General features: G+C 70.3%; 17 protein-coding genes. 10 read left to right on the top strand and 7 right to left on the bottom strand.

What is annotated here, in order from left to right:
- Positions 1-61 precede the first annotated feature (61 nt).
- The 6 genes from OG828_RS16480 to OG828_RS16455 form a co-directional block, all read right to left on the bottom strand.
- Entirely contained in the window at positions 62-1,723 is a 1,662-nt protein-coding gene (locus OG828_RS16480) for a M4 family metallopeptidase (RefSeq protein ID WP_328356629.1), read from the bottom strand.
- Between the two features lie 217 nt (positions 1,724-1,940).
- Positions 1,941-3,992 (bottom strand): M4 family metallopeptidase, encoded by a 2,052-nt coding sequence (locus OG828_RS16475; RefSeq protein WP_328501568.1) that lies wholly within the window; start codon positions 3,990-3,992, stop codon positions 1,941-1,943.
- Positions 3,993-4,211: 219 nt separating this feature from the next.
- On the bottom strand, positions 4,212-5,945 hold the full coding sequence (locus OG828_RS16470; RefSeq protein ID WP_328504881.1) for an ABC transporter ATP-binding protein: 1,734 nt from the start codon (positions 5,943-5,945) through the stop codon (positions 4,212-4,214).
- A gap of 104 nt (positions 5,946-6,049) precedes the next feature.
- Positions 6,050-7,762, bottom strand: coding sequence for an ABC transporter ATP-binding protein (locus OG828_RS16465; RefSeq protein ID WP_328501567.1), 1,713 nt, complete (start codon positions 7,760-7,762; stop codon positions 6,050-6,052).
- Positions 7,763-7,792: 30 nt separating this feature from the next.
- Positions 7,793-9,655, bottom strand: a complete 1,863-nt coding sequence (locus tag OG828_RS16460) for an ABC transporter ATP-binding protein (protein ID WP_328501566.1) — start codon at positions 9,653-9,655, stop codon at positions 7,793-7,795.
- Complete coding sequence (locus tag OG828_RS16455) at positions 9,652-11,493, bottom strand: ABC transporter ATP-binding protein (protein ID WP_328501565.1); 1,842 nt, start codon at positions 11,491-11,493, stop codon at positions 9,652-9,654. Before OG828_RS16455 ends, OG828_RS16460 begins: the two co-directional genes overlap by 4 nt.
- A 206-nt stretch (positions 11,494-11,699) precedes the next feature.
- Here OG828_RS16455 and OG828_RS16450 point away from each other — a divergent pair, with 206 nt between their 5' ends.
- Genes OG828_RS16450 through OG828_RS16435 form a run of 4 tightly spaced genes read left to right on the top strand, consistent with a single transcriptional unit; the run spans position 11,700 to position 15,288 of the window.
- Positions 11,700-12,647 (top strand): ABC transporter ATP-binding protein, encoded by a 948-nt coding sequence (locus tag OG828_RS16450; RefSeq protein WP_328501564.1) that lies wholly within the window; start codon positions 11,700-11,702, stop codon positions 12,645-12,647.
- Entirely contained in the window at positions 12,644-13,387 is a 744-nt protein-coding gene (locus OG828_RS16445; RefSeq protein WP_328501563.1) for an ABC transporter permease, read from the top strand. Before OG828_RS16450 ends, OG828_RS16445 begins: the two co-directional genes overlap by 4 nt.
- Before the next feature lie 25 nt (positions 13,388-13,412).
- Positions 13,413-14,669: a sensor histidine kinase gene (locus OG828_RS16440; protein WP_328501562.1), complete on the top strand. Its 1,257-nt coding sequence runs from the start codon at positions 13,413-13,415 to the stop codon at positions 14,667-14,669.
- Positions 14,659-15,288 carry a response regulator transcription factor gene (locus tag OG828_RS16435; RefSeq protein WP_328438464.1) on the top strand — a complete coding sequence of 210 codons (630 nt, stop codon included), beginning with the start codon at positions 14,659-14,661 and terminating at the stop codon, positions 15,286-15,288. The genes OG828_RS16440 and OG828_RS16435 overlap by 11 nt, the downstream gene beginning before the upstream one ends.
- A gap of 353 nt (positions 15,289-15,641) precedes the next feature.
- Here the strand turns inward: OG828_RS16435 and glgX are convergent, their stop codons facing one another.
- A complete protein-coding gene (gene glgX / locus OG828_RS16430; RefSeq protein ID WP_328501561.1) occupies positions 15,642-17,897 on the bottom strand; it encodes a glycogen debranching protein GlgX in 2,256 nt (751 codons plus the stop codon).
- A 279-nt stretch (positions 17,898-18,176) separates the two neighbouring features.
- On the opposite strand from glgX, the gene OG828_RS16425 reads away from it, so the two are divergent.
- From OG828_RS16425 to OG828_RS16400, 6 genes are all read left to right on the top strand, one after another.
- Positions 18,177-19,430, top strand: coding sequence for a L,D-transpeptidase (locus tag OG828_RS16425; RefSeq protein ID WP_328501560.1), 1,254 nt, complete (start codon positions 18,177-18,179; stop codon positions 19,428-19,430).
- A gap of 186 nt (positions 19,431-19,616) precedes the next feature.
- Positions 19,617-20,849 (top strand): L,D-transpeptidase, encoded by a 1,233-nt coding sequence (locus OG828_RS16420; RefSeq protein WP_328501559.1) that lies wholly within the window; start codon positions 19,617-19,619, stop codon positions 20,847-20,849.
- Positions 20,850-20,957: 108 nt separating this feature from the next.
- Positions 20,958-21,725 (top strand): enoyl-CoA hydratase/isomerase family protein, encoded by a 768-nt coding sequence (locus OG828_RS16415; RefSeq protein WP_328356598.1) that lies wholly within the window; start codon positions 20,958-20,960, stop codon positions 21,723-21,725.
- A 286-nt stretch (positions 21,726-22,011) separates the two neighbouring features.
- Entirely contained in the window at positions 22,012-22,515 is a 504-nt protein-coding gene (locus OG828_RS16410; RefSeq protein WP_328438460.1) for an ATP-binding protein, read from the top strand.
- Between the two features lie 124 nt (positions 22,516-22,639).
- Positions 22,640-23,416 carry a polysaccharide deacetylase family protein gene (locus OG828_RS16405; protein ID WP_328501558.1) on the top strand — a complete coding sequence of 259 codons (777 nt, stop codon included), beginning with the start codon at positions 22,640-22,642 and terminating at the stop codon, positions 23,414-23,416.
- Positions 23,416-24,591, top strand: a complete 1,176-nt coding sequence (locus OG828_RS16400) for a YncE family protein (RefSeq protein WP_328356589.1) — start codon at positions 23,416-23,418, stop codon at positions 24,589-24,591. The genes OG828_RS16405 and OG828_RS16400 overlap by 1 nt, the downstream gene beginning before the upstream one ends.
- Positions 24,592-24,698: the final 107 nt, after the last annotated feature.

The following is a 24,698-nucleotide window of genomic DNA, read 5'->3' as shown; positions in this document are numbered from 1 at the left end:
AGCCTAGGGCGGCACCCGGGAATGCCTTCGTTCCGGGTGCCGCCTGTCAACTTCGTGTCACTTAACTGACATTGACCGCGCTCCAGGCGGCGGCCACCGTCTTGTACTCGGTGCTGTCGGATCCGTACAGGTCGGACGCCGCGCTCAGGGTCGCCGTGCGGGCGCCCGCGTACTTGGTCGTCGAGGTCATGTATTCGGTCAGCGCCTTGTACCAGATCTGGACGGCCTTGTCCCGGCCGATGCCGGTGACGGTGGAGCCGTTGGAGGTCGGGGAGTCGTAGCTGACCCCGTTGATCGTCTTCGCGCCGCTGCCCTCGCTCAGCAGGTAGAAGAAGTGGTTCGCCGGGCCCGAGGAGTAGTGGACGTCCAGGCCGCCCAGCGAGGAGGACCAGCTGTCGGCCGAGTTGCCGTCCTTGCTCGGCTTGTCCATGTGGCGCAGCGGGGAGCCGTCGCCGTTGATGTCGATCTTCTCGCCGATGAGGTAGTCGCCGACGTCGGAGGAGTTCTTGGCGTAGAACTCCACCGCCGTGCCGAAGATGTCGGACGTGGCCTCGTTCAGGCCACCGGACTCGCCGCTGTAGTTCAGGCCCGCCGTGTTCGAGGTGACGCCGTGGGTCATCTCGTGCCCGGCCACGTCCAGCGAGGTGAGCGGCTTGACGTTGCCCTCGCCGTCGCCGTACGTCATGCAGAAGCAGCTGTCGGACCAGAAGGCGTTGACGTACGCGTTGCCGTAGTGGACGCGCGAGTAGGCCGCCTTGCCGTCGTTCTTGATGCCGCTGCGGCCGAAGGTGGTCTTGTAGAAGTCCCAGGTCTCCTGCGCGCCGTAGGCGGCGTCGACGGCAGCCGTCTGGTCGCTGGAGGAGCTGCCGAACGTGCCGGTGCCCCAGGTGTCGTCGGCGTCGGTGAACAGCGTGCCGGTGCCGGAGGTGCCACGGGCCAGGTTGTACGTCTTGTGGCTGCCGCGCGAGGTGTCGTTCATCTGGTACGTCGAACCCGACAGGACCGTGCCGAGGGTGACCGTGCCCGAGTAGCCGCTCTTGCCGGTGCCCGTCTCGATGCCCTGGTACTCGTACAGCTTCTTGCCGGTGGCCGCGTCGGTGATGACGTGCAGCTCGTTCGGCGTGCCGTCCTCCTGGAGGCCGCCGACGACCGTCTCGTAGGCGAGGGTCGGCTTGCCGTCCGCCGCCCAGACGACCTTGCGGGGCGCGTTCTTCGCCTCCGACTTGGTGGAGCCCGCGGCCTTGGCGAGCTTGACGGCCTGCCTCTCGGCGGCCGTCTTGGTGACCTCGGGGGACAGGTCGGCGACCTTGATGGCCGCCTTCGTCGCCTTGGTGACGCCCTTGGTCTTGCCGGACGCGGCCTCGTGGACGACCAGGTCGCCGCCGAGGACGGGCAGGCCGGCGTAGGTGCGCTCGTAGCGGGTGTGGACGGTGCCGTCGGCGTCCTTGATGACGTCTCTGACGACCAGCTTCTCCTTGGCGCCGAGGCCTATCTCGTCGGCCGTCTCCGTCGTGGCCGCGTCCGCCTGCTTGATGAGGGCGGTGCGGGCGGCCGGGGTGAGGGCCATCGGGACGGCGGCGACCTTGTCGGTGCCGGACGGCTCGGGCTCGGCGGAGGCACCGGTGGTCAGACCGGTGGTGAGGAGGGCTCCGGCCGCGACCGCGGTGGCGATGGCCAGAGTGGTGCGCTTGTGACGCGCGTAGTGGGGGGTCTGGCGGGGCACACAAGCTCCTTATGTGGGGGGTTGCTTGAGAAGTTGTGCGGCGGGTGGGGGAAGAGTGACATCAGAGGCGCGTACATGTCAGGACCCCGAAGTGATGTTGGCCGAAAGTCGACTGTCCGGTAAACGTTTCGGGAATATGAACGCGGGTGCCGCCCCGGGGAGTTGAACCACCGGGACGGCACCCTGACTGCGAGCTGCGCTGTGCGGCCTTATGGGTTTACGGGAACGTCAGTTTCCAGCTGTTGATGGTGCCCGTGTCCACGGCCGCGTTGTCCTGGACCCGCAACTGCCAGGTCCCATTGGCGACTTCGGAGGAGGCGTTCACCGTGTACGTGGTGTTGAGGTCGTCCGAGCTTCCGCCGGCGCCGTACGCCTTCAGCGTGTACGCCGTGCCGTCGGGGGCGACCAACTGCACCTGAAGGTCACCGATGTAGGTGTGCGTGATGTCCACCGCGACCGCGAGGTTGGAGGGGGCGTTGCCCGTCCGCCCGGACACGGTGATCGACGACGTGACCGCGGCCCCGTTGTCCGGAATCGCTACGTCCGCCTCGTTCTCGAAGGACGTACCGCCGCCCCCGCCACCACCGTCGGAGCGCGCGCCGACCGCGATGCCGGCCCAGGCGTCCTGCACCGCCTTGTACTCGGCGCTCGTGGTGCCGTACAGCTCACCGGTCGCGGCGAGGGTGCCGGTGCGGGCGCCCGAGTAGTTGGTCGTGGACGTGAACTTGGTGGTCAGCGCCCGGAACCAGATCTTCTCCGCCTTGTCGCGGCCGATGCCGGTGACCGGAAGGCCGTCCGCGGTGGGCGAGTCGTAGGTGACACCGTTGATGGTCTTGGTGCCGCTGCCCTCGCTCAGCAGGTAGAAGAAGTGGTTCGCGGGACCCGACGAGTAGTGCACGTCGATCGAGCCGATCCCCGAGTACCAGCTGTCCTTGGAGTCGCCGTCCTTGCTGGGCTTGTCCATGTAACGCAGCGGCGTGCCGTCGCCGTTGATGTTGATCTCCTCGCCGATGAGGTAGTCACCGACGTCGGAGGCGTTGTTGGCGTAGAACTCGACGGTCGAGCCGAAGATGTCGGAGGTCGCCTCGTTCAGACCGCCGGACTCGCCCGAGTAGTTGAGGCCCGCGGTGTTGGAGGTGAGCCCGTGGGTCATCTCGTGCGCGGCCACGTCGATCGAGGTCAGCGGGTTGGCGTTGCCGGAGCCGTCGCCGTACGTCATGCAGAAGCAGCTGTCCGACCAGAACGCGTTGACGTAGTTGTTGCCGTAGTGGACCCGGGAGTACGCGCCCACGCCGTCACCGCGGATACCGGAACGCCCGTGCACGTTCTTGTAGTAGTCCCAGGTCAGCGCGGCACCGTAGTGCGCGTCGGCGCCCGCGGACTCCAGGTTGGACGGGGTGCCGTTGCCCCAGATGTCGTCGGCGCCGGAGAAGAGGGTGCCGGTGCCGGAGGTGCCGCGGTTGAGGTTGTACGTCTTGTGGCTGCCGCGCGCGCCGTCGGTGAGGTTGTACGTCGATCCCGACTGGGTGGTGGTGAGGTCGACCGTGCCGGAGTACACCGTGTTGCCGGTGCCCGTCTCGATCGCCTCCCACTCGTACAGCTGCTCGCCGGTCCGCGCGTCCGTGATGACGTGCAGCTCCTGCGGGGTGCCGTCGTGCTGGAAGCCACCGACGACCGTCTCGTACGCCACGGTCGGCGTGCCGTTCGCGGCCCAGATCACCTTGCGGGGCGCCCGGTTGACGTCGGGGCTCTTGGCGTCCTCGGCCTTCGCGGCGGCCAGCGCCTGCTGCTCGGCCTTGGCGGCGGGGACGGCGGCCGTCGTGGTCGCGGGCCTGATGGCGGCGCGAGTGGCCTTGACGACGGCGTCGGTCGCGCCGGACTTCGTGGTCTCGACGACGAGGTCGCCGCCGAGGACGGGGAGGCCGTCGTACGTCCGCTCATAGCGGGTGTGGACCGTGCCGTTGCCGTCCTTGAGGACATCGCGGACGACCAGCTTCTCCTTGGCGCCCAGTCCCAGATCCTCGGCGGCCTCCGCCTTGCCGGCATCGGCCTCGCGGATCAACTGGGCCCGCTGGGCCGGGGTGAGCTTGACGGACTCCGCGCCCGGTATGACCTTGCCCGCAGCCGACGGTGCCTTCTCCGGGGCGGCGGTCGCGGCGCCCGACTGGACGGCCGCGGCGATCAGGGCGGCGGCGCCGACGAACACGACGGCGGCCGTTCGGGGAGTGGGTCTGTGGGGGGTGCGTCTGTCTGAGGAATTGCGTCTCAACACGGACTCCTTCTGGCAGGGGTGGGGCAGTGCGCGGAACCACGTGCGGGAGCCGGTCGCCACAGGTGTGAGGTTGCTGTGACGTGGTGGTGGGAAGAGTGGCAGGTGAACGGCGGTCGTGTCAGGGGCGCGTCAAGATATTGACCGGAAACCATCCGTTGTCCGGGAATGGCTGTTCGTTATGCGGACGCGGTGCTGTGTCGTCCGACGGTCCGCGTGCTACGTCGCCCCACGGTCCCCGTGCCACGTCCTCCACAGCCGCGCGTACGCCCCGTCCGCCGTCACCAACTCCTCGTGCGTGCCGAGTTCGGTGAGCCGGCCGTCCTCCATCACCGCCACCCGGTCGGCGTCGTGGGCCGTGTGCAGACGGTGGGCGATGGCGATGACCGTGCGGCCCTCGAGTACGGCGGCCAGGGCGCGCTCGGTGTGGCGGGCGGTCGTCGGATCGAGCAACGCCGTGGCCTCGTCGAGGATCAGGGTGTGCGGATCGGCCAGCACGACGCGGGCGAGGGCGAGTTGCTGGGCCTGCGGTCCGTCCGTACGGCGGCCTCCCTCGCCGAGCATGGTGTCGAGGCCGTGCGGCAGCTCCCGTACCCAGGCGTCGGCGCCCACGGCGGTCAGGGCGGCCCACAACTCCTCGTCCGTGGCGGCCGGTTCGGCGATACGGAGGTTGTCCCGGACCGTACCGATGAACACGTGGTGCTCCTGCGTCACCAGCACGACCTGACGGCGCAGTTGCTCGGGGCCGAGCGCGACGACGGGTACCCCGCCCACCGTCACCGTGCCTTCGGTGGGCGCGTCGACACCGGCCAGCAGCCTGCTCAGCGTCGTCTTCCCGGCGCCGGACGGCCCGACCACCGCGAGCCGTTCCCCCGGCCGCACGGTCAGATCGACGCCGCGCAGAACCTCGCCGCCGCGGTCGTACGCGTACCGCACACCGGTCACGTCGATCCGGTCGTCCGCGGGCGCCGGGCAGTCCAGGTCGGCCGCCGGCTCGGCCGCCGCCAGCCCCTCCACCCGGGCGAACGAGGCGCTGCTCGCCTGCAGTTGCTCGATCCGCATCAGGACCTCGTCGAGCGGCTGGCCGAGCCGTTGCAGATACAGGGCGGCCGTCACCACCGCGCCGAGGCTCAGCGCGCCGTGCTCCAGCAGGACGCCGCCGAGCAGGAGTACGAGCGCGACCGGCAGGATGTACGAGATTTCCACCGCCGGGAAGAAGCAGGTGCGCAGGAACAGGGTGTACAGCCGGGTGCGCTTGGCTGTGTCCAGGGCGTCCCGGCTCGCCTCGGTGCGTCGGTCCGTCAGCCGCAGTGCCTCCACCGTGCGGGCGCCGGACGCCGTTGCCGTGAGGATTTCGGCGACCTGGGAGGCGGCGGCGCCTTCGGCGAGGTAGCCGTCGCGGGCTCGGCGCAGATACCAGCGCAGGGCGTACCGGATGCCGATCAGGCCGAGCAGGCCGCAGGCTCCCAGGCGGGGGTCGAGCAGGAACACCGCGCCGATCAGGAACAGTGCCTGTACGGCGTTGACCAGGAGGATCGGGCCGATGTCGCGCAGGGTGGTGCCTACGGTCGCCACGTCCGCGGTGCCGCGTGCGGTGAGGTCGCCGGTGCCGGCGCGTTCCACTGTGGAGGTGGGGAGGGCGAGGGTTCTTTCCACGAACTCCTCGCGTACGCGGGCGAGTGTGCGTTCGCCGAAGCGGTGGCCTATGAACCGGGCGTATCGCGCCAGCGCGAGTTGGGCCAGGGCGCAGAGGAGGATGGCGAGGGCGAGTCGGTCCACGGTTGATACGCCTGTGCCGGTTTGTACCTCGTCGATGATTCGGCCGAGCAGCCAGGGGCCGGCCAGGCCGGCGGCGGCTGCGAGTGAGTTCAGGGTGAGGACGGTGGCGAAGGCTCGGCGGTCGGCTTGGATCAGGCGGATGAATGCGTGGCGTACGGATGTGGGGGTGGCGATGGGGAGTGCGGCTACTGGGGAGGGGGCTGGTGTGGGTTGCCGGGTGCGGGTTTGTTGTGGCTTGTCGCGCAGTTCCCCGCGCCCCTGGGTGGGTTGTTGTGCCGTCAACTCAGGAGCTCCTCGGCGTTCTCGTCTCGTGCCACCAGGGCTCGGTATCCCGGGTCTTCGGCCAGTAGTTCTTGGTGGGTGCCCGTCGCTGCCACCTTGCCGTCGACCAGGTAGTACACGGTGTCCGCGCGGTTGAGGACCAGTGGGGACGTGGACGTCACTACCGTCGTTCGGCCGCTGCGTGCTTCTTGCAGGCGTTCCGCCACCCTCGCCTCGGTGTGGGCGTCCAGGGCCGACGTTGGTTCTATCGCCAGGAGGATCTCGGGGTCGGCCAGCAGGGTGCGGAGTAGGCGGACGCGTTGTCGTTGGCCGCCGGAGAGGTTGCGGCCCTGGGCGTCGATGGTGGAGTTGAGGCCGTCGGGGAGGGACTGGACGATGTCTTCGGCCACGGCGGTGTGGATCGCACGGGTGATGTCGTCGTCGTCGGGAGTGCCTTGGCCGCTGATCAAGTCGCGCAGAGGGCCCGCGAACAGGTCGGCCTCGTGTTCGGCTACCAGGATTCGCTTGCGTATCTGGTGCAGGGGGATGTCGGACAGGGGGACGTCGCCCCAGGTCGCTGTCGAGGGGGTGTATCGGCAGAGACGGTCGATCACGGTGGTGGCGTCGGCTGGGGCGGCGGCGGCCAGGGCGGTCAGGTGGCCCGGTTGGATCCGCACGCCTGACTCGGGGTCGTGCAGTACGGCGGGCGTCGCGGGGGCCGGTCGGGTTCCGGTGTCCTCCATCGGCTCCAGGCGCAGGAATCGTACGACCCGCCTCGCTGCCACCACGCCTCGGCTGAGCTGATAGCCGCACTCGACGAGGAAGGCCACCGGGCCCACCAGGACGGCGACATAGCCGTACACCGACACCAACTCGCCCACGGTGATGTCTCCTTGGGCGGCGAGGCGGGCAGCGAGCCACGTCACGACGCCGAGGAACACCGTGGGCAGGCCCATGCCGAGGGCCTGTACCCAGCTGGTGACCGCGCCGACCCGGTAGCCCTGCGCCAGGAGTCGCTGTGAGTCGCGGTGGAAGGCGTCGGCGAACAGGCCTTTTCCGCCGAGGCCGTTGAGGACGCGCAGGCCGCCCGCGAGGTCGCCGATCCGGGCGGTCAGGATGCCCTGCCGCTCGCGGTAGTCGGTCTCGGCGCCCTGCAGCCGGGCGAGCAGCGGGCCGACGAGGACGCCGAGCAGCGGCATGCCGAGCAGCACCACCACCGCGATGGGCACCGACACCGAAATCAGCAGGGCGGCGACGACGAGATAGGACACGACGGCACCGACGCCGGGACCGACCACGGTCAGGGACTGGCTGATCGTGAGCACGTCGCCGACGCCGATCGTCACGACCTCCCCGGCGCCCGCACGGCGTGACAGCGCGGCCCCCAGCCGGATCGCCTGTCCGACGACGACCTTGACCGTGCGGAAGTTGGCGTCCATCCGTACCCGGGTCATCGTGCGGTGCCGCATGATGCTCAGCCAGGCGTTGAAGGCCCCCACGGCGAACAGGGCGGCCGTCCAGCGTGCCAGCGCCGGGAAGTCGCCCGGCTCCAGACCCTCGTCGATGGCCCGGGACAGCAGATACGGCGCCGCCGCCAGCAGCACCATCCAGGTGCTGCCCAGCAGCGCCCCGGCGAGTGAACGGCCCGGCTGCCGGGTCACGAGCCACCACAGATATCGTCCGCCGCCCCGGCAGTCGGGCCGCCCCGGATCCTCGTACGCGTCGATCACACGGCCCCCGAAGACCTCAGCTGGTGGACGTCATGCCAGGCTGTCCCGCCAGGCCTGGTGCAGATCCGCGAACCGGCCCGTCCCCGCGATGAGTTCGCCGGGGCTGCCGTCCTCGACGATCCGGCCGTGCTCCATCACCAGCACGCGGTCGGCGATCTCCACGGTGGACAGCCGGTGGGCGATGACGACCGCGGTACGGCCGTGCAGGACCGTCGACATGGCGCGCTGCACGGCCCGTTCGCCCGGCACGTCAAGCGAGCTGGTCGCCTCGTCGAGGATCAGTACGGCCGGGTCGGCGAGCAACGCGCGGGCGAAGGCGACCAGTTGGCGCTGTCCGGCGGAGATACGGCCGCCGCGTTTGCGTACGTCGGTGTCGTAGCCGTCGGGCAGCGCGACGATGAACTCGTGCGCGCCGATCGCCTTCGCGGCCCGCTCGATGTCCTCGCGGGTGGCGTCGGGGCGGCCGATCGCGATGTTCTCGGCGACCGTGCCGGAGAACAGGAACGCCTCCTGCGTCACCATGACCACCCCGCGCCGCAGTTCGGGCACGTCGAGGTCGCGCAGATCGACGCCGTCCAGCAGGACCCGCCCGGCGGAGGGGTCGTAGAACCGGGCGAGCAGCTTCGCCAGCGTCGACTTGCCCGCGCCGGTCGAGCCGACCACGGCGACCGTCTGGGCGGCGGGGATGGTGAGGTCGAAGCGGGGGAGGACCTCGCCGCCGGTGCGGTAACCGAAGCTGACCGCGTCGAAGACGACCTCGCGGCCGGGGTGCTCGGTCTCGAGTGCCGGAAGCTGCCGGGGAGTCGACGGTTCGGGCACGGACGGCGTCTGGGCGAGCAGCCCGGCGATCTTCTCCAGCGAGGCGGCCGCCGACTGGTACGAGTTGAGGAACATGCCGAGCCGGTCGATCGGGTCGTACAGCCGCCGCAGATAGAGCACGGCGGCGGCGAGCACGCCGAGGGCCAGGGTGCCGCCCGCCACCCGGTAGGCACCCCACAGCACGATGCCTGCGACCGCGGTGTTCGCGACCAGCCGGGATCCGACGACATAGCGGGCCATCTCCAGCAGCGCGTCGCCGTTGATGCGCTCGTGCCGCGCGTTGAGGACGCCGAAGTCGCGGTCGTTGACGGCCTCGCGGCGGAAGGCGCGCACCGGGCGGATGCCGTTCATCGTCTCCACGAACTTCACGATGACGGCGGCGATGGCGGTGGACCGGAGCCGGTACACCCGTCCCGCGCGCCGCTGATAGACCCGTACGAGCAGATACAGCGGCACGAACGACGCCACGGCGACCCCGCCGAGGCCCAGATCCAGCCAGAGCAGCATCACCGAGATGTAGACGAAGGACAGCACGACGGTCACCAGCTCCTGCAGCCCCTCGTTGAGGAGCTCGCGCAGCGACTCGACGTCCGTGGTGGAGCGGGAGATGAGCCGGCCCGAGGTGTACCGCTCGTGGAAGTCGATGCTCAGCGCCTGCGCATGCCGGAAGATACGGCCGCGCAGGTCGAGCAGCACGTCCTGGTTGACGCGGGCGGCGGCGATGATGAACCAGTACTGCAGCCCGCCGGACGCCAGCGAGCACAGCAGATAGCCGGCGCCCACGGCGATGAGCGGCCCGTAGTCGTCGGCGCGGATCGCCGGTACGGCAGTGTCGATGGCGTACGCCACCAGCAGCGGGCCCGCCTGCACCGCCGCCTGCTGGAGCAGCAGCAGGAACGTCGTGAGGGCGACCCTTGCCTTCATCGGGGCGAGCAGGGAACGCAGCAGTGTGGCCGTCGCGCCCGGGGGAGTGGGCAGGACGTCGCGGTCGAAGGGGTCGCCGGGGCCCGGCTTCCGAGGGAGGTCCTGCTGGTCGTCGCCGGTCGTGGGCGCGGAGGTCGAGGGCGCGGTCACCGGTGGTCCTCCTCTTTCCCGGACGTTTCCCCGGACACTTCTCCGGACGATTCCCCTGACATCAGATGGGCGTACTCCGGGTTCGTTCGCAGCAGTTCGTAGTGCGTGCCGACGGCGGTGATACGGCCGCCGGAGAGCAGGGCGACGCGGTCGGCCAGCAGCACGGTGGACGGGCGGTGCGCCACGATGAGCGCGGTCGTGTCGGCGAGCACCTCCCGCAGGGCGGCCTCGACGGCGGCCTCCGTATGCACGTCCAGCGCCGACAACGGGTCGTCCAGGACGAGGAACCTGGGGCTGCCGACGACGGCCCGCGCGAGCGCGAGGCGCTGCCGTTGTCCTCCGGAGAGGCTGAGGCCCTGCTCGCCGACCTGGGTCTCCGTGCTCTGCGGGAGGGCGTGCGCGAACTCGGCCTGCGCGACGGAGAGTGCGCGGTGCAGCTCCTCGGCGCCGGCCTCGGCATCGGCGCCCATCAGGACGTTGTCCCCGACGCTCGCGGAGAAGAGGGTGGGCTCCTCGAAGGCGACGGCGACGAGGGCGCGCAGCGAGTCTCGGGGTATCTCGGTGATGTCGGTGCCGTCGAGGGTGATGCGGCCGGAGGTGATCTCGTGGAGGCGGGGGACCAGGGCGGTGAGGGTTGTTTTGCCGCTTCCGGTGGCGCCGACCAGGGCCATGGACTCGCCGGGGCGTATGTGGAGGTTTATGCGGTCGAGGGTGGGTGGGGAGTCGGTGGGGGCGTCGGGGTAGCGGAAGGTGACGTCGTGGAAGTGGATGCCGCTGTTCTGCCCAGCTACGGGTGCGTTGTGGCTGGTCGCGCAGTTCCCCGCGCCCCTGCGGGGCGCTTCTCGCTCCGGCGATTCGTCCATCACCTCGAAGTATCGTTCCGTCGCCGTTGCCGCCTCCTGGCTCATCGCCAGCAGGAAGCCGATCGACTCCACCGGCCACCTGATCGCAAGTGCCGTCGACAGGAACGCCACCAGCGTGCCCGCGGACAACGCCCCGTCGGCCACCTGTACGGCCCCCAGCACGAGCGCCGCTCCGATCGCCACCTCCGGGAGCGTCACGATGATGGCCCAGATGGTTGCCAGCAGGCGGGCCTTGCGCAGTTCGGTTCCCCGGAGGGTGCGGGAGAGTTCGCGGAAGGCTCGGGCCTGGCTGCGATGCCGGCCGAAGCCCTTGATGATGCGGATGCCGAGGACGCTTTCCTCGACGACTGTCGTCAGGTCGCCGACCTGGTCCTGTGCTCGCCGTGCGACCTCGGCGTAGCGTCGCTCGAAGATCACGCAGGTGATCAGTACGGGTATGGCGGGACCGAGGATGACCAGGCCCAGGGTCCAGTCCTGGACCAGCATGATGGCCACGCCGACCAGGATCGTCACCCCGTTGACCAGCAGGAACGTCAGCGGAAAGGCCAGGAACATGCGCAGCAGCATCAGGTCCGTGGTGCCGCGGGAGAGGAGCTGGCCGGAGGCCCAGCGGTCGTGGAAGGCGACCGGGAGGCGCTGCAGATGCCGGTAGAGATCCGCCCGCATCTCCGCCTCGACATGTGACAGCGGCCGTGCCACCAGCCACCGCCGCAGCCCGAACAGCAGCGCCTCTGCGAGCCCGAGCAGTAGCAGATACAGCGCCCCCAGCCAGACACCCGCCGGGTCCCGCTCGGCGACCGGCCCGTCCACCATCCACTTGAGCACGAGCGGAATCACCAGCCCCACGCACGAGGCGAGTACGGCGACGAACGCCGCGGTGAACAGCCGCGCCCGGACGGGCCGCACATAGGGCCACAACCGCAACAGGGTTTTGACGGCGGAGCGTTCCTTGGTGGTGGCACGTGTCGTGGACATCAGCAGCGAGCCTACGGACCGGCACTGACAACGCCCACCGAGTTTTGGCCGGACCGGGATCGGCCGCTGGTCCTACGACCTGCGCGTTCGGCACGTCGAACCAGGGGCGCCCGGTTGGTCGTACCCCCGCATCAACCGATCGGCCGATGCGGCTTCGAGCGCGACGGCCGATGTGGCGGACCCCGCCTCGCCGGGACCCTCGATCCATGCCAGCCACATCAGTCATCGAAGTCAGCGGACTGCGTAAGTCCTACGGCGGCCGGGCCGTCGTCGACGGTGTCTCCTTCACCGTCGGGGAGGGCGAGATCTTCGGGATCCTCGGCCCGAACGGCGCCGGCAAGACCACCACCGTCGAGTGCGTCGAGGGCCTGCGGGTCCCCGACGCGGGCCGCGTCCGGGTCGCCGGGCTCGATCCGGTCGCCGACCACGACAAGGTCACCCGCGTCCTGGGCGCCCAGCTCCAGGAGAGCGAACTCCAGGCGAAGCTCACCGTCCGCGAGGCGCTGGAGCTGTACGCCGCCTTCTACCCGACCCCGGCCGACTGGCGCCCGCTCGCCGAACGCCTCGGCCTCACCGACAAGTTGACCACCCGGTTCGGCCGCCTCAGCGGTGGCCAGAAACAGCGTCTGTTCATCGCGCTAGCCCTGATCGGCAACCCGCGCATCGTCGTCCTCGACGAGCTGACCACCGGCCTCGACCCGCGTGCCCGCCGGGACACCTGGCAGCTCATCGAGGAGGTCCGGGACAGCGGGGTCACCGTCCTGCTCGTCACCCACTTCATGGAGGAGGCGCAGCGGCTGTGTGACCGGATCGCCGTGATCGACAAGGGGCGGCTCGCCGCGCTGGACACCCCGGCCGGGCTGATCCGCCGCTCCGCCGGTGCCACGGTGATCACCTTCACGCCGTCCGCGCCGCTGGACGAACAGGAGCTGAGCGCCCTGCCCGCGCTCGCGTCCGTCGAGCACAAGGACGGCAGGATCACCCTCTCCGGCAGCGACGAGACGGTCAACGCCGTGATCACGCTGCTCGCCCGCCACCGCATCACCGCCCACCAACTGCGCGTCAGCGACGCCACGCTGGACGACGCCTTCCTGGACCTCACGAAGACGGCGACGGAGACCACGACCGAGACCACGACGGAGGCCACACGATGAGCACCGCGAACACCGCCGTACTGCGCACCGAGGCCCGGCTGCTCGCCCGCGAGCCCGGCAGCCTCTTCTGGATCGTGCTCTTCCCGCCCCTGCTGGTGGCCATCCTGGGCGCCGTCCCGGCGTTCCGCGAGACCCAGGACGAGCTCGGCGGCCTGCGCATCGTCGACACCTACGTCCCCGTGGCCGTGCTGGCCGCCATGATCGTGGCCGGTGTGCAGTCGATGCCGGTCGGCCTCACCGGCTACCGGGAACAGGGCATCCTGCGCCGGATGTCCACCACCCCGGTCAAACCGTCGGCACTGCTGTTCGCGCAGATGCTGGTGCACGCCCTGGCCGCCGTGCTCTCGGCGCTGCTCGCGCTCGTCGTCGGCCGGTTCGCCTATGACGTACGACTGCCCGAGCAGCCGTACGGCTATCTGCTCGCGCTGGTGCTCGCGGTCCTCGCCGCGCTCGCGCTGGGGTCGGTGATCTCGGCCGTGTCCCGGACGGTGAAGATCGCGGGCGCCGTCGGGACGGTGGTGTTCTTCCCGATGCTGTTCTGCGCGGGCGTGTGGCTGCCGGTGCAGGCCATGCCCGACGTCATGGCCGACGTCGTCGGGTTCACGCCGTTCGGCGCCGCCGCGCGGGCCTTGGGCGAGGCCATGGTGGGCGACTGGCCCGGCTTGACCCACCTGGGCGTGATGGCGGCCTGGACGGTGGTGCTGTCGGTGTCGGCGGCGCGCTGGTTCCGGTGGGAGTAGGCGGCCCGCCGTGCAGACTGGAGGCATGACCGCGGCGGACACGGACCTCGAGCGGCGCTGGCAGCTGGTCCGCACCAAGGGGCCGTACGGGCTGCTCGCGGTCGGCACGCTGCTGTCGTTCGCCACCGCAGAACTGATGCCGAGCACGGCGGAGCGGAACGCGGTCGCGGTGCTGGTCGCCGCGGGTTTCGCACTCCAACTGTGGTGGGATCGGGCGAGCCGCAGCCGCTCGGGCCCGTCCACCCTCGGCACCGTGTACTACGTCGTGCGCTGGGCGATCAGCTTCGTGCTCACCTGGCTGAATCCGTTCTTCGCGTTCTACGCGGTCACCGGCTACTTCGACGCCGACGAGCTGATGCCCGGCCGATACCTCCGGTGGATCGGCCCGTTCGCCTGCTCGATCGCCGTCTCGGGTTCGCAGGCCGGCGGGCTGCCGTTCCAGGACCCGGTGCAGTGGGCCGTGTTCGCCGGGCTCCTGGTGGTCAACAACGTGATCCTGACGGTGGTCGGCCATCTCACGACCCAGCAGGAGGAACGCTCCCGCGCCCGCGCCGAGACCATCGCCGAACTCGAACGCACCAACGCCGCGTTGCAGCAGGCCCTCGACGAGAACGCCGCCCTCCACGCCCAACTCCTCGTCCAGGCACGGGAAGCGGGCGTCGCCGACGAACGCAGGCGTCTCGCCGCCGAGATCCACGACACCCTCGCCCAGGGCCTGACCGGCATCATCGCCCAGCTCCAGGTCGTCGCGAACGCCGGCGACCTGGAGACCGCCCGCACCCACCTCCAGCGCGCCTCGGACCTGGCCCGCCACAGCCTCGGTGAGGCCCGCCGCTCCGTGCACAACCTCGCCCCCGTGGCGCTGGAGCACGACGGCCTGCCGCAGGCCCTGAAGAGCACGGTCGCCGAATGGGGCGAACGGACCGGAATCCGGGCCGAGTTCACCGTCACCGGCACCGCGGAACACCTCCACGACGAGGTCTCCGCGACCCTGCTGAGGATCGCCCAGGAGGCCCTGTCCAACGCCTCCCGCCACGCGCACGCCACCCGGCTCGGCGTGACCCTGAGCTTCATGGGCGACGAGGTGGTCCTCGACATCCGCGACGACGGCCGGGGCTTCGACCCCCTCGCCGCCCGCGAACGCACCACCGCCGGCGGCTTCGGACTCGACGGCATGCGTGCCCGCGCCGAACGCATCGCCGGAGCGCTCACCGTCGAGTCCGAGCCAGGGCACGGCACGGCGCTGTCCGCTCGCGTACCGTTGGTCCGCCATGACCCGTGACATCTCGGTGCTGATCGTCGACGACCATCCCGTCGTACGCGACGGTCTGCGCGGCATGTTCGAGTCCGCCCCCGGCTTCACCGTCCTCGGCGAGGCCTCGGGCGGCATCGAGGCCGTCGAGAAGGCCGCCGCCCTGGACCCGGACGTGATCCTGATGGACCTGCGGATGCCGGGCGGCGCGGGAGTCGACGCCATCCGCGAGCTGACCCGCCGGTCCGCCCGCGCGAAGGTGCTCGTCCTCACCACGTACGACACCGACTCCGACACCCTCCCCGCGATCGAGGCGGGCGCCACCGGCTACCTCCTCAAGGACGCCCCCCGCGACGAACTGTTCACCGCGGTCCGCGCGGCGGCGGAAGGCCGTACGGTCCTCTCCCCGGCGGTGGCCTCCCGCCTCGTCTCCGCAGTCCGGGCCCCCGGCAACGAGCCCCTCTCAGCCCGCGAACGCGAGGTCCTGACCCTGGTCGCCAAAGGCACCTCCAACCGCGAGATCGCCCGCGTCCTCTTCATCAGCGAGGCCACCGTCAAGACCCACCTCACCCACCTCTACGCCAAGTTGGGCGTCAAGGACCGGGCGGCGGCGGTGGCGGTGGCGTACGACCGGGGAATCCTGGGCTGACGGGTTTCCTCGCCCCCGCCGCCCTTACCCGTCCCATCCCTGGGGGCTGCCGCCCCCAGACCCCGCTTCGGCCCTGAACGGGCCTTGTCCTCAAACGCCGGATGGGCTAAACGTCAGCCCCTCCGGCGTTTGAGGAGCGGGGGTCCGGGGGCTGGCCCCCGAACGGGGTGCAGGGGCGGAGCCCCGCGGGGGTCCATGGGGCGGAGCCCTTGGCGGGGTGCAGGGGCGGAGCCCTTGGCGGGGTGCAGGGGCGGAGCCCCGCGGGGGTTCAGGGGGCGGAGCCCCCTGGCGGGGTCGAAGGGGCGGAGCCCCTGGAGGATGGGACGGGTAGGGGCGGCGGGGGCGCAAACTCGTCAGCCGGCCACCCGCAGCAGCAACACCGCCCGCGCCGGCACCGTGATCGCCGCACCCGCCCGATGCTCCACCCCCGGCGCCTCCCCCTGCTCCTCCCGCGACGTGTCGACGACCACCTCGTACCGCTCCGCCCACGGCGGCCCCGGCAGCACGAAACTCACCGGCCGGTCCCCGGCATGGAGCACGGCGAGGAAGCTGTCGTCGACGATCGGCGCACCCCGCTCGTCCCGCCCCGGGATGTCCCGCCCGGAGAGGTACATGCCCAGCGACGCGGCGGGCGCGTACCAGTCCCGTTCCGTCATCTCCGTGCCGCGGGCGGTGAACCAGGCCAGGTCACGCAGCCCGTCGGCGGAGTGCGCCCGCCCGGAGAAGAACGCGCGGCGGCGGAGTACCGGATGCCGGTGCCGCAGGTCGATCAGGCGGGAGGTGAGGTCGCACAGGGCCTTCCAGCCCGGCTCCTCCAGCAGCTCCCAGTCCAGCCAGCTGATCTCGTTGTCCTGGCAGTACGCGTTGTTGTTGCCCCGCTGCGTCCGCCCCAGCTCGTCGCCCGCGACCAGCATCGGCACCCCCGTGGACAGCAACAGCGTCGTCAGCAGGTTCCGCAACTGGCGTCGCCGGAGCGCCCGTACGCGCTCCTCGTCCGTCTCTCCCTCGGCGCCGCAGTTCCACGCGCGGTTGTCGTCCGTGCCGTCCCGGTTGCCCTCGCCGTTGGCCTCGTTGTGCTTGCGCTCGTACGACACCAGGTCGCGCAGGGTGAAACCGTCGTGTGCGGTGATGAAGTTGACCGAGGCGTAGGGGCGCCGCCCGCCCCAGGCGTAGAGGTCGCTGGACCCCGACAGCCGGTACCCCAGATCCCGTACGTCCGGCAGCGCGCCCCGCCAGAAGTCCCGTACGGCGTTGCGGTAGCGGTCGTTCCACTCCGTCCACAGGGGCGGGAAGGCGCCCACCTGGTAGCCGCCCGACCCCACGTCCCACGGCTCGGCGATCAGCTTCACCCGCCGCAGCACCGGGTCCTGGGCGATGACGGCCAGGAACGGGGAGAGCATGTCGACGTCGTGCATGGAGCGGGCCAGCGCCGCCGCCAGGTCGAAGCGGAAGCCGTCGACGCCCATCTCGGTCACCCAGTACCGCAGGGAGTCCGTGATCAGACGCAGCACATGCGGCTGGACCACGTGCAGGGTGTTGCCGCAGCCGGTGTAGTCCGCGTACCGGCGCGCGTCGTCCTGCAGCCGGTAGTAGCCGCGGTTGTCGATGCCCTTCAGCGACAGCATCGGGCCCAGCTCGCCCGCCTCCGCCGTGTGGTTGTAGACCACGTCGAGGATGACCTCGATCCCGGCCGAGTGCAGCGCCCGCACCATCCGCTTGAACTCGCCGACCTGCTGGCCCGCCGTGCCCGTCGCCGCGTACGCCGCGTGCGGGGCGAAGTAGCCGATGGAGTTGTAGCCCCAGTAGTTCTTCAGGCCGCGGCGCAGCAGATGGTCCTCGTGCGCGAACTGGTGCACCGGCAGCAGCTCGACCGCCGTGACGCCGAGCTTCACCAGGTGCTCGACGGCGGCGGGGTGCGCCAGACCGGCGTACGTGCCCCGCAGTTCCTCGGGAATCCCCGGGTGCAGCTTGGTGAATCCCCGGACGTGCAGCTCATAGATGACCGAGTCCGCCCATGGCGTCTTCGGCCGCCGGTCGTCCGCCCAGTCGTCGTCGTCCTGGACGACGACGCCCTTCGGCACGTACGGCGCCGAGTCCCGGTCGTCGCGCACGGTGTCCGCGACCTGCTGCTGGGGCCAGTCACGCACATGGCCGTACACCTCGGGCGGCAGGCTGAAGTCGCCGTCCACCGCGCGGGCGTACGGGTCGAGAAGCAGTTTGGCGGGGTTCCAGCGACCGCCGGTCCACGGGTCCCAGCGGCCGTGCACGCGATAGCCGTACCGCTGACCGGGCATCACGCCGGGTACGAAGCCGTGCCAGATCTCGTGCGTCAGCTCGGTCAGCCGGGCCCGGGTCTCCTTGCCGTCCGGCCCGAACAGGCACAGCTCGACCGCCTCGGCCCCGCCCGCCCACAGCGCGAAGTTGGTACCGGCCACCCCGTCGGGACCGGTCCGGAACCGGGACCCCAGAGGCATCGGCGCACCCGGCCACACCTGCGCACCCGGCGGCGCCGCCCGCCGCGCACCGTTCACGACGGCACGCTCGGTCACGGCTTCCTGTGCGGCAGCGCGCCCCTCGGCCACCGCCTCCTGCTCGGCTGCGCTGGACACGTGACAGCCTCCCACGGCTCGCGGAACGACCCGCGGAAAGAGCGCGCAGCGACAGCCTTTCTCGGCTCCGCTCGCCTCCGGGGCGCTCCAGGCGCTGCCGAGAGCCCGACCGTGCTCGACCCTTCCGGCCTTCGCGCGCTCGCCCTCCCGACACCACCGCGCCCCTTCGGCTCCCTGTCGCTGCCGGGGCTCCCCGTCGTGTCGTCCTCCCCACTCTTCTGCCCAGAGCTTGGGTCGCACTCACGTTTCCCGGGAGCGGGCCCTGTCGTTGGGGTCGTTGTGAGGCACGTACATGGGCGCGCGCGGCGCGCGGGGGCCGCGCTGGCCGCCGTACTGACATGGGCAGGACTGCTGGCCGGGGCCGCCGGATGCACGTCGGACGACGGCTCGGGCGGGGCCGGCATCGACGCGGTGTTCGGCAAGGCCCGGGCACCGGAGGACGTCATCCGCGTCTCCCCGGACGACGGCAGCAGGGGCGTGAGACCCGACAGCAGGCTGCGGGTACGGGTGCCCAGCGGGCGCCTGGAATCGGTGCGGGTCGTCAAGTCCCAGGACGCGCAGGAGACCCCCGTGACCGGGCACATCTCCGAGGACGGCCTGCGCTGGGAGCCCGACGACGAGAAGCTCGCGCTGGCCGCCGAGTACACGGTCGACGCGGTGGCACTGGACGGCAGGGGACGGCGCTCGGCACGGCACACGACCTTCACCACGTACGTCCCCGAGGAGCGGTTCATCGGGTACGTCGCCCCGGAGAACCGCTCCACCGTCGGCACCGGAATGATCGTCTCCATCGAGTTCAACCGGGAGATCGCCGACCGCGCCGCCGTCGAACGCGCCGTCCACGTCAGCGCGAAACCCGCCGTCGAGATCCGCCCGCACTGGTTCGGCAACGGCCGCCTCGACTTCCGACCCGAGCACTACTGGAAACCCGGCACTCAAGTCACCGTCGCCCTGCGCTTCCGCGACGTCGAAGGCGCCCCCGGCGTCTACGGCCTCCAGCACAAGACGTTCTCCTTCACCGTCGGCCGCAGCCAGATCTCCCTGGTCGACGCCCGCGCACACACCATGGACGTACGCCGCGACGGCGAGCTGCTCGCCACCGTGCCGATCACCGCCGGCGCCCCCAAGCACACGACGTACAACGGCAAGATGGTGGTCACCGAGATGCTCGACCTGACCCGGATGAACGGCGCCACGGTCGGCTTCAAGAAGGCGAACGGCAAGGGCGAGTACGACATCCCGGACGTCCCGCACGCCATGCGCCTCACCGACTCCGGCACCTTCCTGCACGGCAACTACTGGGCGCCGGACACCGTCTTCGGGCGGACCAACATCAGCCACGGCTGTGTCGGCCTGCGCGATGTGAAGGGCGGCGGCTCGGACACCCCGGCCGGCTGGTTCTTCGACCGCAGCCTCGTCGGGGACGTCGTCGAGGTCGTCCACAGCAATGACAAAAAGGTCGCTCCCGACAACGGCCTCGGAGGGTGGAATATGGGCTGGAAGGAGTGGAAGGCGGGCAGTGCGGTGAAGTAGCGGGAGCAAGGGGCGGGTTGGCCGACATTCTGTTGAAGTTCGGTACGGAACAGTGACAATCATGAAGCGACTATGCCGCTGGCCTTGTGGTTAATATGCGCCGAGCGCGCGCGACGCGCCTGGGGAGCGGGCCCGACCAGGCCCGGCATGGGTCCGGTGGACGGGCCCGGCGAGGGGAGAAAGAACTTGAACGTGCGGCCGATATCGGGGGCGTCGGTTGACGCGCGGGGGCGACGCGGGAAGGTGGCGGCACTGATGTGTGGGCTGCTTCTCGCCGTCACCGCGTGCGGCGGGGGTGGCTCGGACTCGACGTCCGGGCCCGGCAAGGGTGAGGACTCCACCCAGGCCGAGAGCAAGCAGTCGCAGGCCGTCGTGACGATAGCCCCGAAGGACGGCGCCAAGTCCGTCGACACCGACGGCGCCCTCAAGGTCAGCGCCGCCAAGGGCAAGCTGACCGAGGTCCAGGTCAAGGACGCCAAGGGCAAGGAAATACCCGGGAAGATCACCGACGGCGGGGCAGGCTGGACGCCGTCCACCCATCTCGCCGCGTCCACCACGTACAAGGTCCACGCCGTCGCCGAGGACTCCAAGGGCCGCGAGGCCGCCGAGGACGCCAGCTTCACCACCCTGACGCCCGAGAACACGTTCATCGGTGAGTTCACCCCCGAGGACGGCTCCAAGGTCGGCGTGGGAATGCCGTTCTCGATCCGCTTCACCCGGGGCATCACCGCCCCCGAGGACGTCGAGAAGGCCATCAAGATCAAGACCGAGCCCGCCGTCGACGTCCAGGGCCACTGGTTCGGCAACGACCGCCTCGACTTCCGCCCCGAGAAATACTGGAAGCCGGGCACCAAGGTCACCGTCGATCTCAACCTCGACGGCGTCGAGGGCCGCGACGGCGTCTACGGCGAGCAGGCCAAGACCGTCTCCTTCACCATCGGCCGCAGCCAGATCTCGACCGTCGACGTCAAGAAGCGCACCATGCAGGTCAAGCGGGACGGCAAGGTCATCAAGACGATCCCCGTCACCACCGGCAAGCCCGGCTACGACACCTGGAACGGCCAGATGGTCATCACCGAGCAGCTCAAGGTGACCCGTATGAACGGCGAAACGGTCGGCTACGGCGGTGAGTACGACATCAAGGACGTCCCGCACGCCCAGCGCCTCACCACCTCCGGCACCTTCATCCACGGCAACTACTGGGGCGGCGGCGCCTTCGGCAACTACAACGCCAGCCACGGCTGCATCGGCCTCCGCGACGTCCGCGGCGGCTACGACAGCGGCGTCCCGGCCGCCTGGTTCTTCAACAACTCGATGATCGGCGACGTGGTCGTGGTGAAGAACTCCAACGACAGGATCGTGGACCCGGACAACGGGTTGAACGGCTGGAACATGCCGTGGGAGAAGTGGACCTCTTGAGGAACGTGAGGTGACGCGCCCCTTTTTTAGGGGCGCGGGGAACTGCGCGACCAGCCACAACGAATCCGCACTGTGGCGACGACATTAGCGACCGTTAACCTGCCAACCATGACCGTAACTCTCGAAGTAGCCGAAGGCATCGGCACCATCCGCCTCGACCGCCCACCCATGAACGCCCTGGACATCGAAACCCAGGACCGCCTCAAGGACCTGGCCGAGGAAGCGTCCCGCAGGGAAGACGTACGCGCTGTGGTGATCTACGGCGGCGAGAAGGTCTTCGCAGCGGGCGCGGACATCAAAGAGATGCAGGCCATGGACCACACCGCCATGGTCCTCCGCGCCCGCGCCCTGCAGGACTCCTTCACCGCCGTGGCCCGCATCCCCAAGCCGGTCGTCGCCGCCGTCACCGGCTACGCCCTCGGCGGCGGCTGCGAGTTGGCGCTCTGCGCGGACTTCCGCATCGCCGGCGAGAACGCCAAGCTGGGCCAGCCGGAGATCCTGCTCGGTCTGATCCCCGGCGCCGGCGGCACCCAGCGCCTGGCCCGGCTGATCGGCCCGTCCAAGGCGAAGGACCTGATCTTCACGGGCCGCCAGGTCAAGGCGGACGAGGCGCTGGCGCTGGGCCTGGTGGACCGGATCGTCCCGGCCGCCGAGGTGTACGAAGCTGCGCACGCCTGGGCCGCGAAGCTGGCGCAGGGCCCCGCGATCGCCCTGCGCGCGGCGAAGGAGTCCATCGACACGGGCCTGGAGACGGACATCGAGACCGGCCTGGCGGTGGAACGGAACTGGTTCGCGGGCCTGTTCGCCACCGAGGACCGCGAGCGCGGCATGCGCAGCTTCGTCGAGGAGGGTCCGGGGAAGGCGAAGTTCTTGTAAATCTCTCCCCCAAAGCCCCCGCAGGGCCTTGCAATTGACGCGATGTCTGATCCGGGGTCCCTCGATGGGGCGGTTTATGGGAGCCTTAAGGCAACCTTAAGCCTGTCTTGCCGAGGGAGTCCGTCGATTGCCGCCGATCGAGCCTTCGCCGCAGGTCAGCGGGGCTGTAACCGACCCCGAACTGCCCCTGGCATATGCCAATCCACCGGTGCGGAATGGTGGATTCCGGGGGGCGCATTCCGCAGAGACGCCCCCGGAGGGCGTTCGGGGCGGCCATGATGGGGGCATGGCGGGGCTGGAGGGTGTCGAACAGCCGCGGGGACACGGCCGTGCGACCGCGGCGCGCTGGTCGCCGGCGGCCGAGGACGAACTCGCGCTCAAAGTACTGGAGTTGTTCGGCAACCCGACGGAGTCGGAGGTGCCGCTGCCGTCCCGCCCCGAGTCCGCCGCCACCGCACGCAGACTGACCCAGGTCGTCGTCCTGCGTCAGTGGGGACTCACCCCCAAGATGACGGAGGACGCGGTCTTACTCGTGTCGGAACTCGTCGGCAATGCCGTACGGCACACCGGCGCCCGCGTCTTCGGACTGCGGCTGCGCCGCCGCCGGGGCTGGATCCGCGTCGAGGTCCGCGACCCCTCCCGGGGGCTGCCCTGCCTCATGCCGGTCCAGGAGATGGACGTGAGCGGGCGAGGACTGTTCCTCGTCGACAAGCTCTCCGACCGGTGGGGCGTGGATCTGCTGCCGCGCGGGAAGACGACATGGTTCGAGATGCGGGTCGCCGACAGATGACCACGCCGTTGAGATGCACACTGTCTACCGGGAGCTTGAGCGCACCGTTTACCGGCCCTTGACCGCGCCTTGACCCCACCGCCAACCGGATCAATCGCGAGTTTTCGGACATAACGCCTCTTAAATGGTGCGGGTGACCACCACCGACCGACGGGCGGCGCTACGTGCCGGAGCCGGCCTCGTTGCCGCCGCGGGCGGGCTCGCCGCAGGGTGTGCCGAACCGGGCGCCACAGCTCCGCACACCCGCCCGCCCCGCCCGTCCGCCCGACCCCCCGCCCCCGGACCCCGCCGCTTCCCCAGGCACCCCGCCCAGATCACCCACGGCCCCCGCGACCACCCCCGCGTCGCCCTCACCTTCCACGGCGCCGGCGACCCCGCCACCGCCCGCTCCCTGCTCGGCGTGGCCGAACGGCACGGCGCCCGGGTCACCGTGCTCGCCGTCGGCACCTGGCTCGACGAGCACCCGGAGCTCGCCCGCCGCATCCTCGACGGCGGCCACGACCTCGGCAACCACACCCATCGGCACCTGGACGTCAACGCCATGTCCGAGGCCGAGGCCCACGCCGAGATCACCGAATGCGCCGAGCGGCTGAAGCGGCTGACCGGATCGATCGGCACCTGGTTCCGCCCGTCCCGCGCCGCGCGCGCCTCCCCGCTCGTCGAACGGCTGGCCCGCACCGCGGGCTACCCCCACGTCCTCTCCTACGACGTGGACTCCCTCGACTTCACCTCGCCCGGCCCCGACGCCGTCACCGGCAACGTCATGGGCGGAATCCGGGGCGGATCGATCGTGAGCCTGCACTTCGGCTACGCGGACACGGTCGCCGCGCTCCCCGCCGTACTGGAAGAACTCGACCACCGCGGACTGCGCGCGGTCACCACCACGGAGCTGCTGAGCTGATGCACCGGAACCTCGTCACACGCACCCTGATCGCGGGCGCCGCCCTCATCGCACTCGCCGCCTGCGGCACCCAGTCCCCGGACCCGGCACCCCAGGCCCTCAACACCAAGGCGGCCGTACCCGCACCGCCGAAGAAGCCCGTCCAGGGCCTGCCCGGCATGCCGCCCGTCCTCGACCCGAAGGACGTCTACGCGGCGGACAGACCGAACCAACTCTCGCCCGTGGTCAAGGACTTCCCGTCCCGGGTCTACGTCCCCAACACCGAGTCCGACACGGTCTCGGTCATCGACCCGAAGACGTACGAGATCATCGAGACCATCCCCGTCGGCCGCCAGCCCCAGCACGTCGTCCCGTCCTGGGACCTGAAGACCCTCTGGGTCAACAACAACCGCGGCCACACCCTCACCCCCATCGACCCCAAGACCGGCAAGGCGGGCAAGGAGGTCGAGGTCCACGACCCGTACAACCTCTACTTCACGCCCAACGGCAAGTACGCCGTCGTCATGGCCTCCCTCGACCGCGAACTCGTCTTCCGCGACCCGCACACCATGGAGCGGATCAAGACCGAACCGGTCACCTGCTACGGCGTCAACCACGCCGACTTCTCCGCCGACGGCAAGTACTTCATCGTCTCCTGCGAGTTCAGCGGCGAGCTGCTGAAGGTCGACACGGAGAAGATGGAGGTCGTCGGACAGCAGAAGCTCCCCTTCGACGGGGCCATGCCGCAGGACGTGAAGATCTCCCCGGACGGCAAGAAGTTCTACATCGCCGACATGATGGCCGACGGCATGTGGGTGCTGGACGGCGAGAAGTTCACCGAGCCCACCCTCCTGCCCACCGGCAAGGGCTGCCACGGGCTGTACGTCAGCCGGGACTCCCGCGAGATGTACGTCTCCAACCGCGGCGAGGGCTCCGTTTCCGTCTTCGACTTCACGCGGAACAAGCTCACCAAGAAGTGGCACCTCCCCGACGGCGGCAGCCCCGACATGGGCGGCGTCTCCGCCGACGGCAAGGTCCTGTGGCTGTCCGGCCGGTACGACGCCGAGGTCTACGCCATCGACACCCGCACCGGCACCCAGCTCGCCCGCATCCCGGTCGGCGACGGCCCGCACGGCCTCGCGGTCTACCCGCAACCGGGCCGCTACTCACTCGGCCACACCGGCATCTTCCGGTGACGGCGACGGTGACGGCGGCACAGAGGCGCTTCCGTAAAGACGATCGCGCGGACACGCCGCCGTACGAGTGAAGATCCACAGCCCGCCGCCGCAGACCCGGAATCGTG

It is taken from the genome of Streptomyces sp. NBC_00457 (assembly GCF_036014015.1).
Taxonomy (GTDB): domain Bacteria; phylum Actinomycetota; class Actinomycetes; order Streptomycetales; family Streptomycetaceae; genus Streptomyces.
The sequence above is the reverse complement of the archived record's forward strand: the minus strand, read 5'-3'. Positions and strand labels throughout refer to the sequence as shown.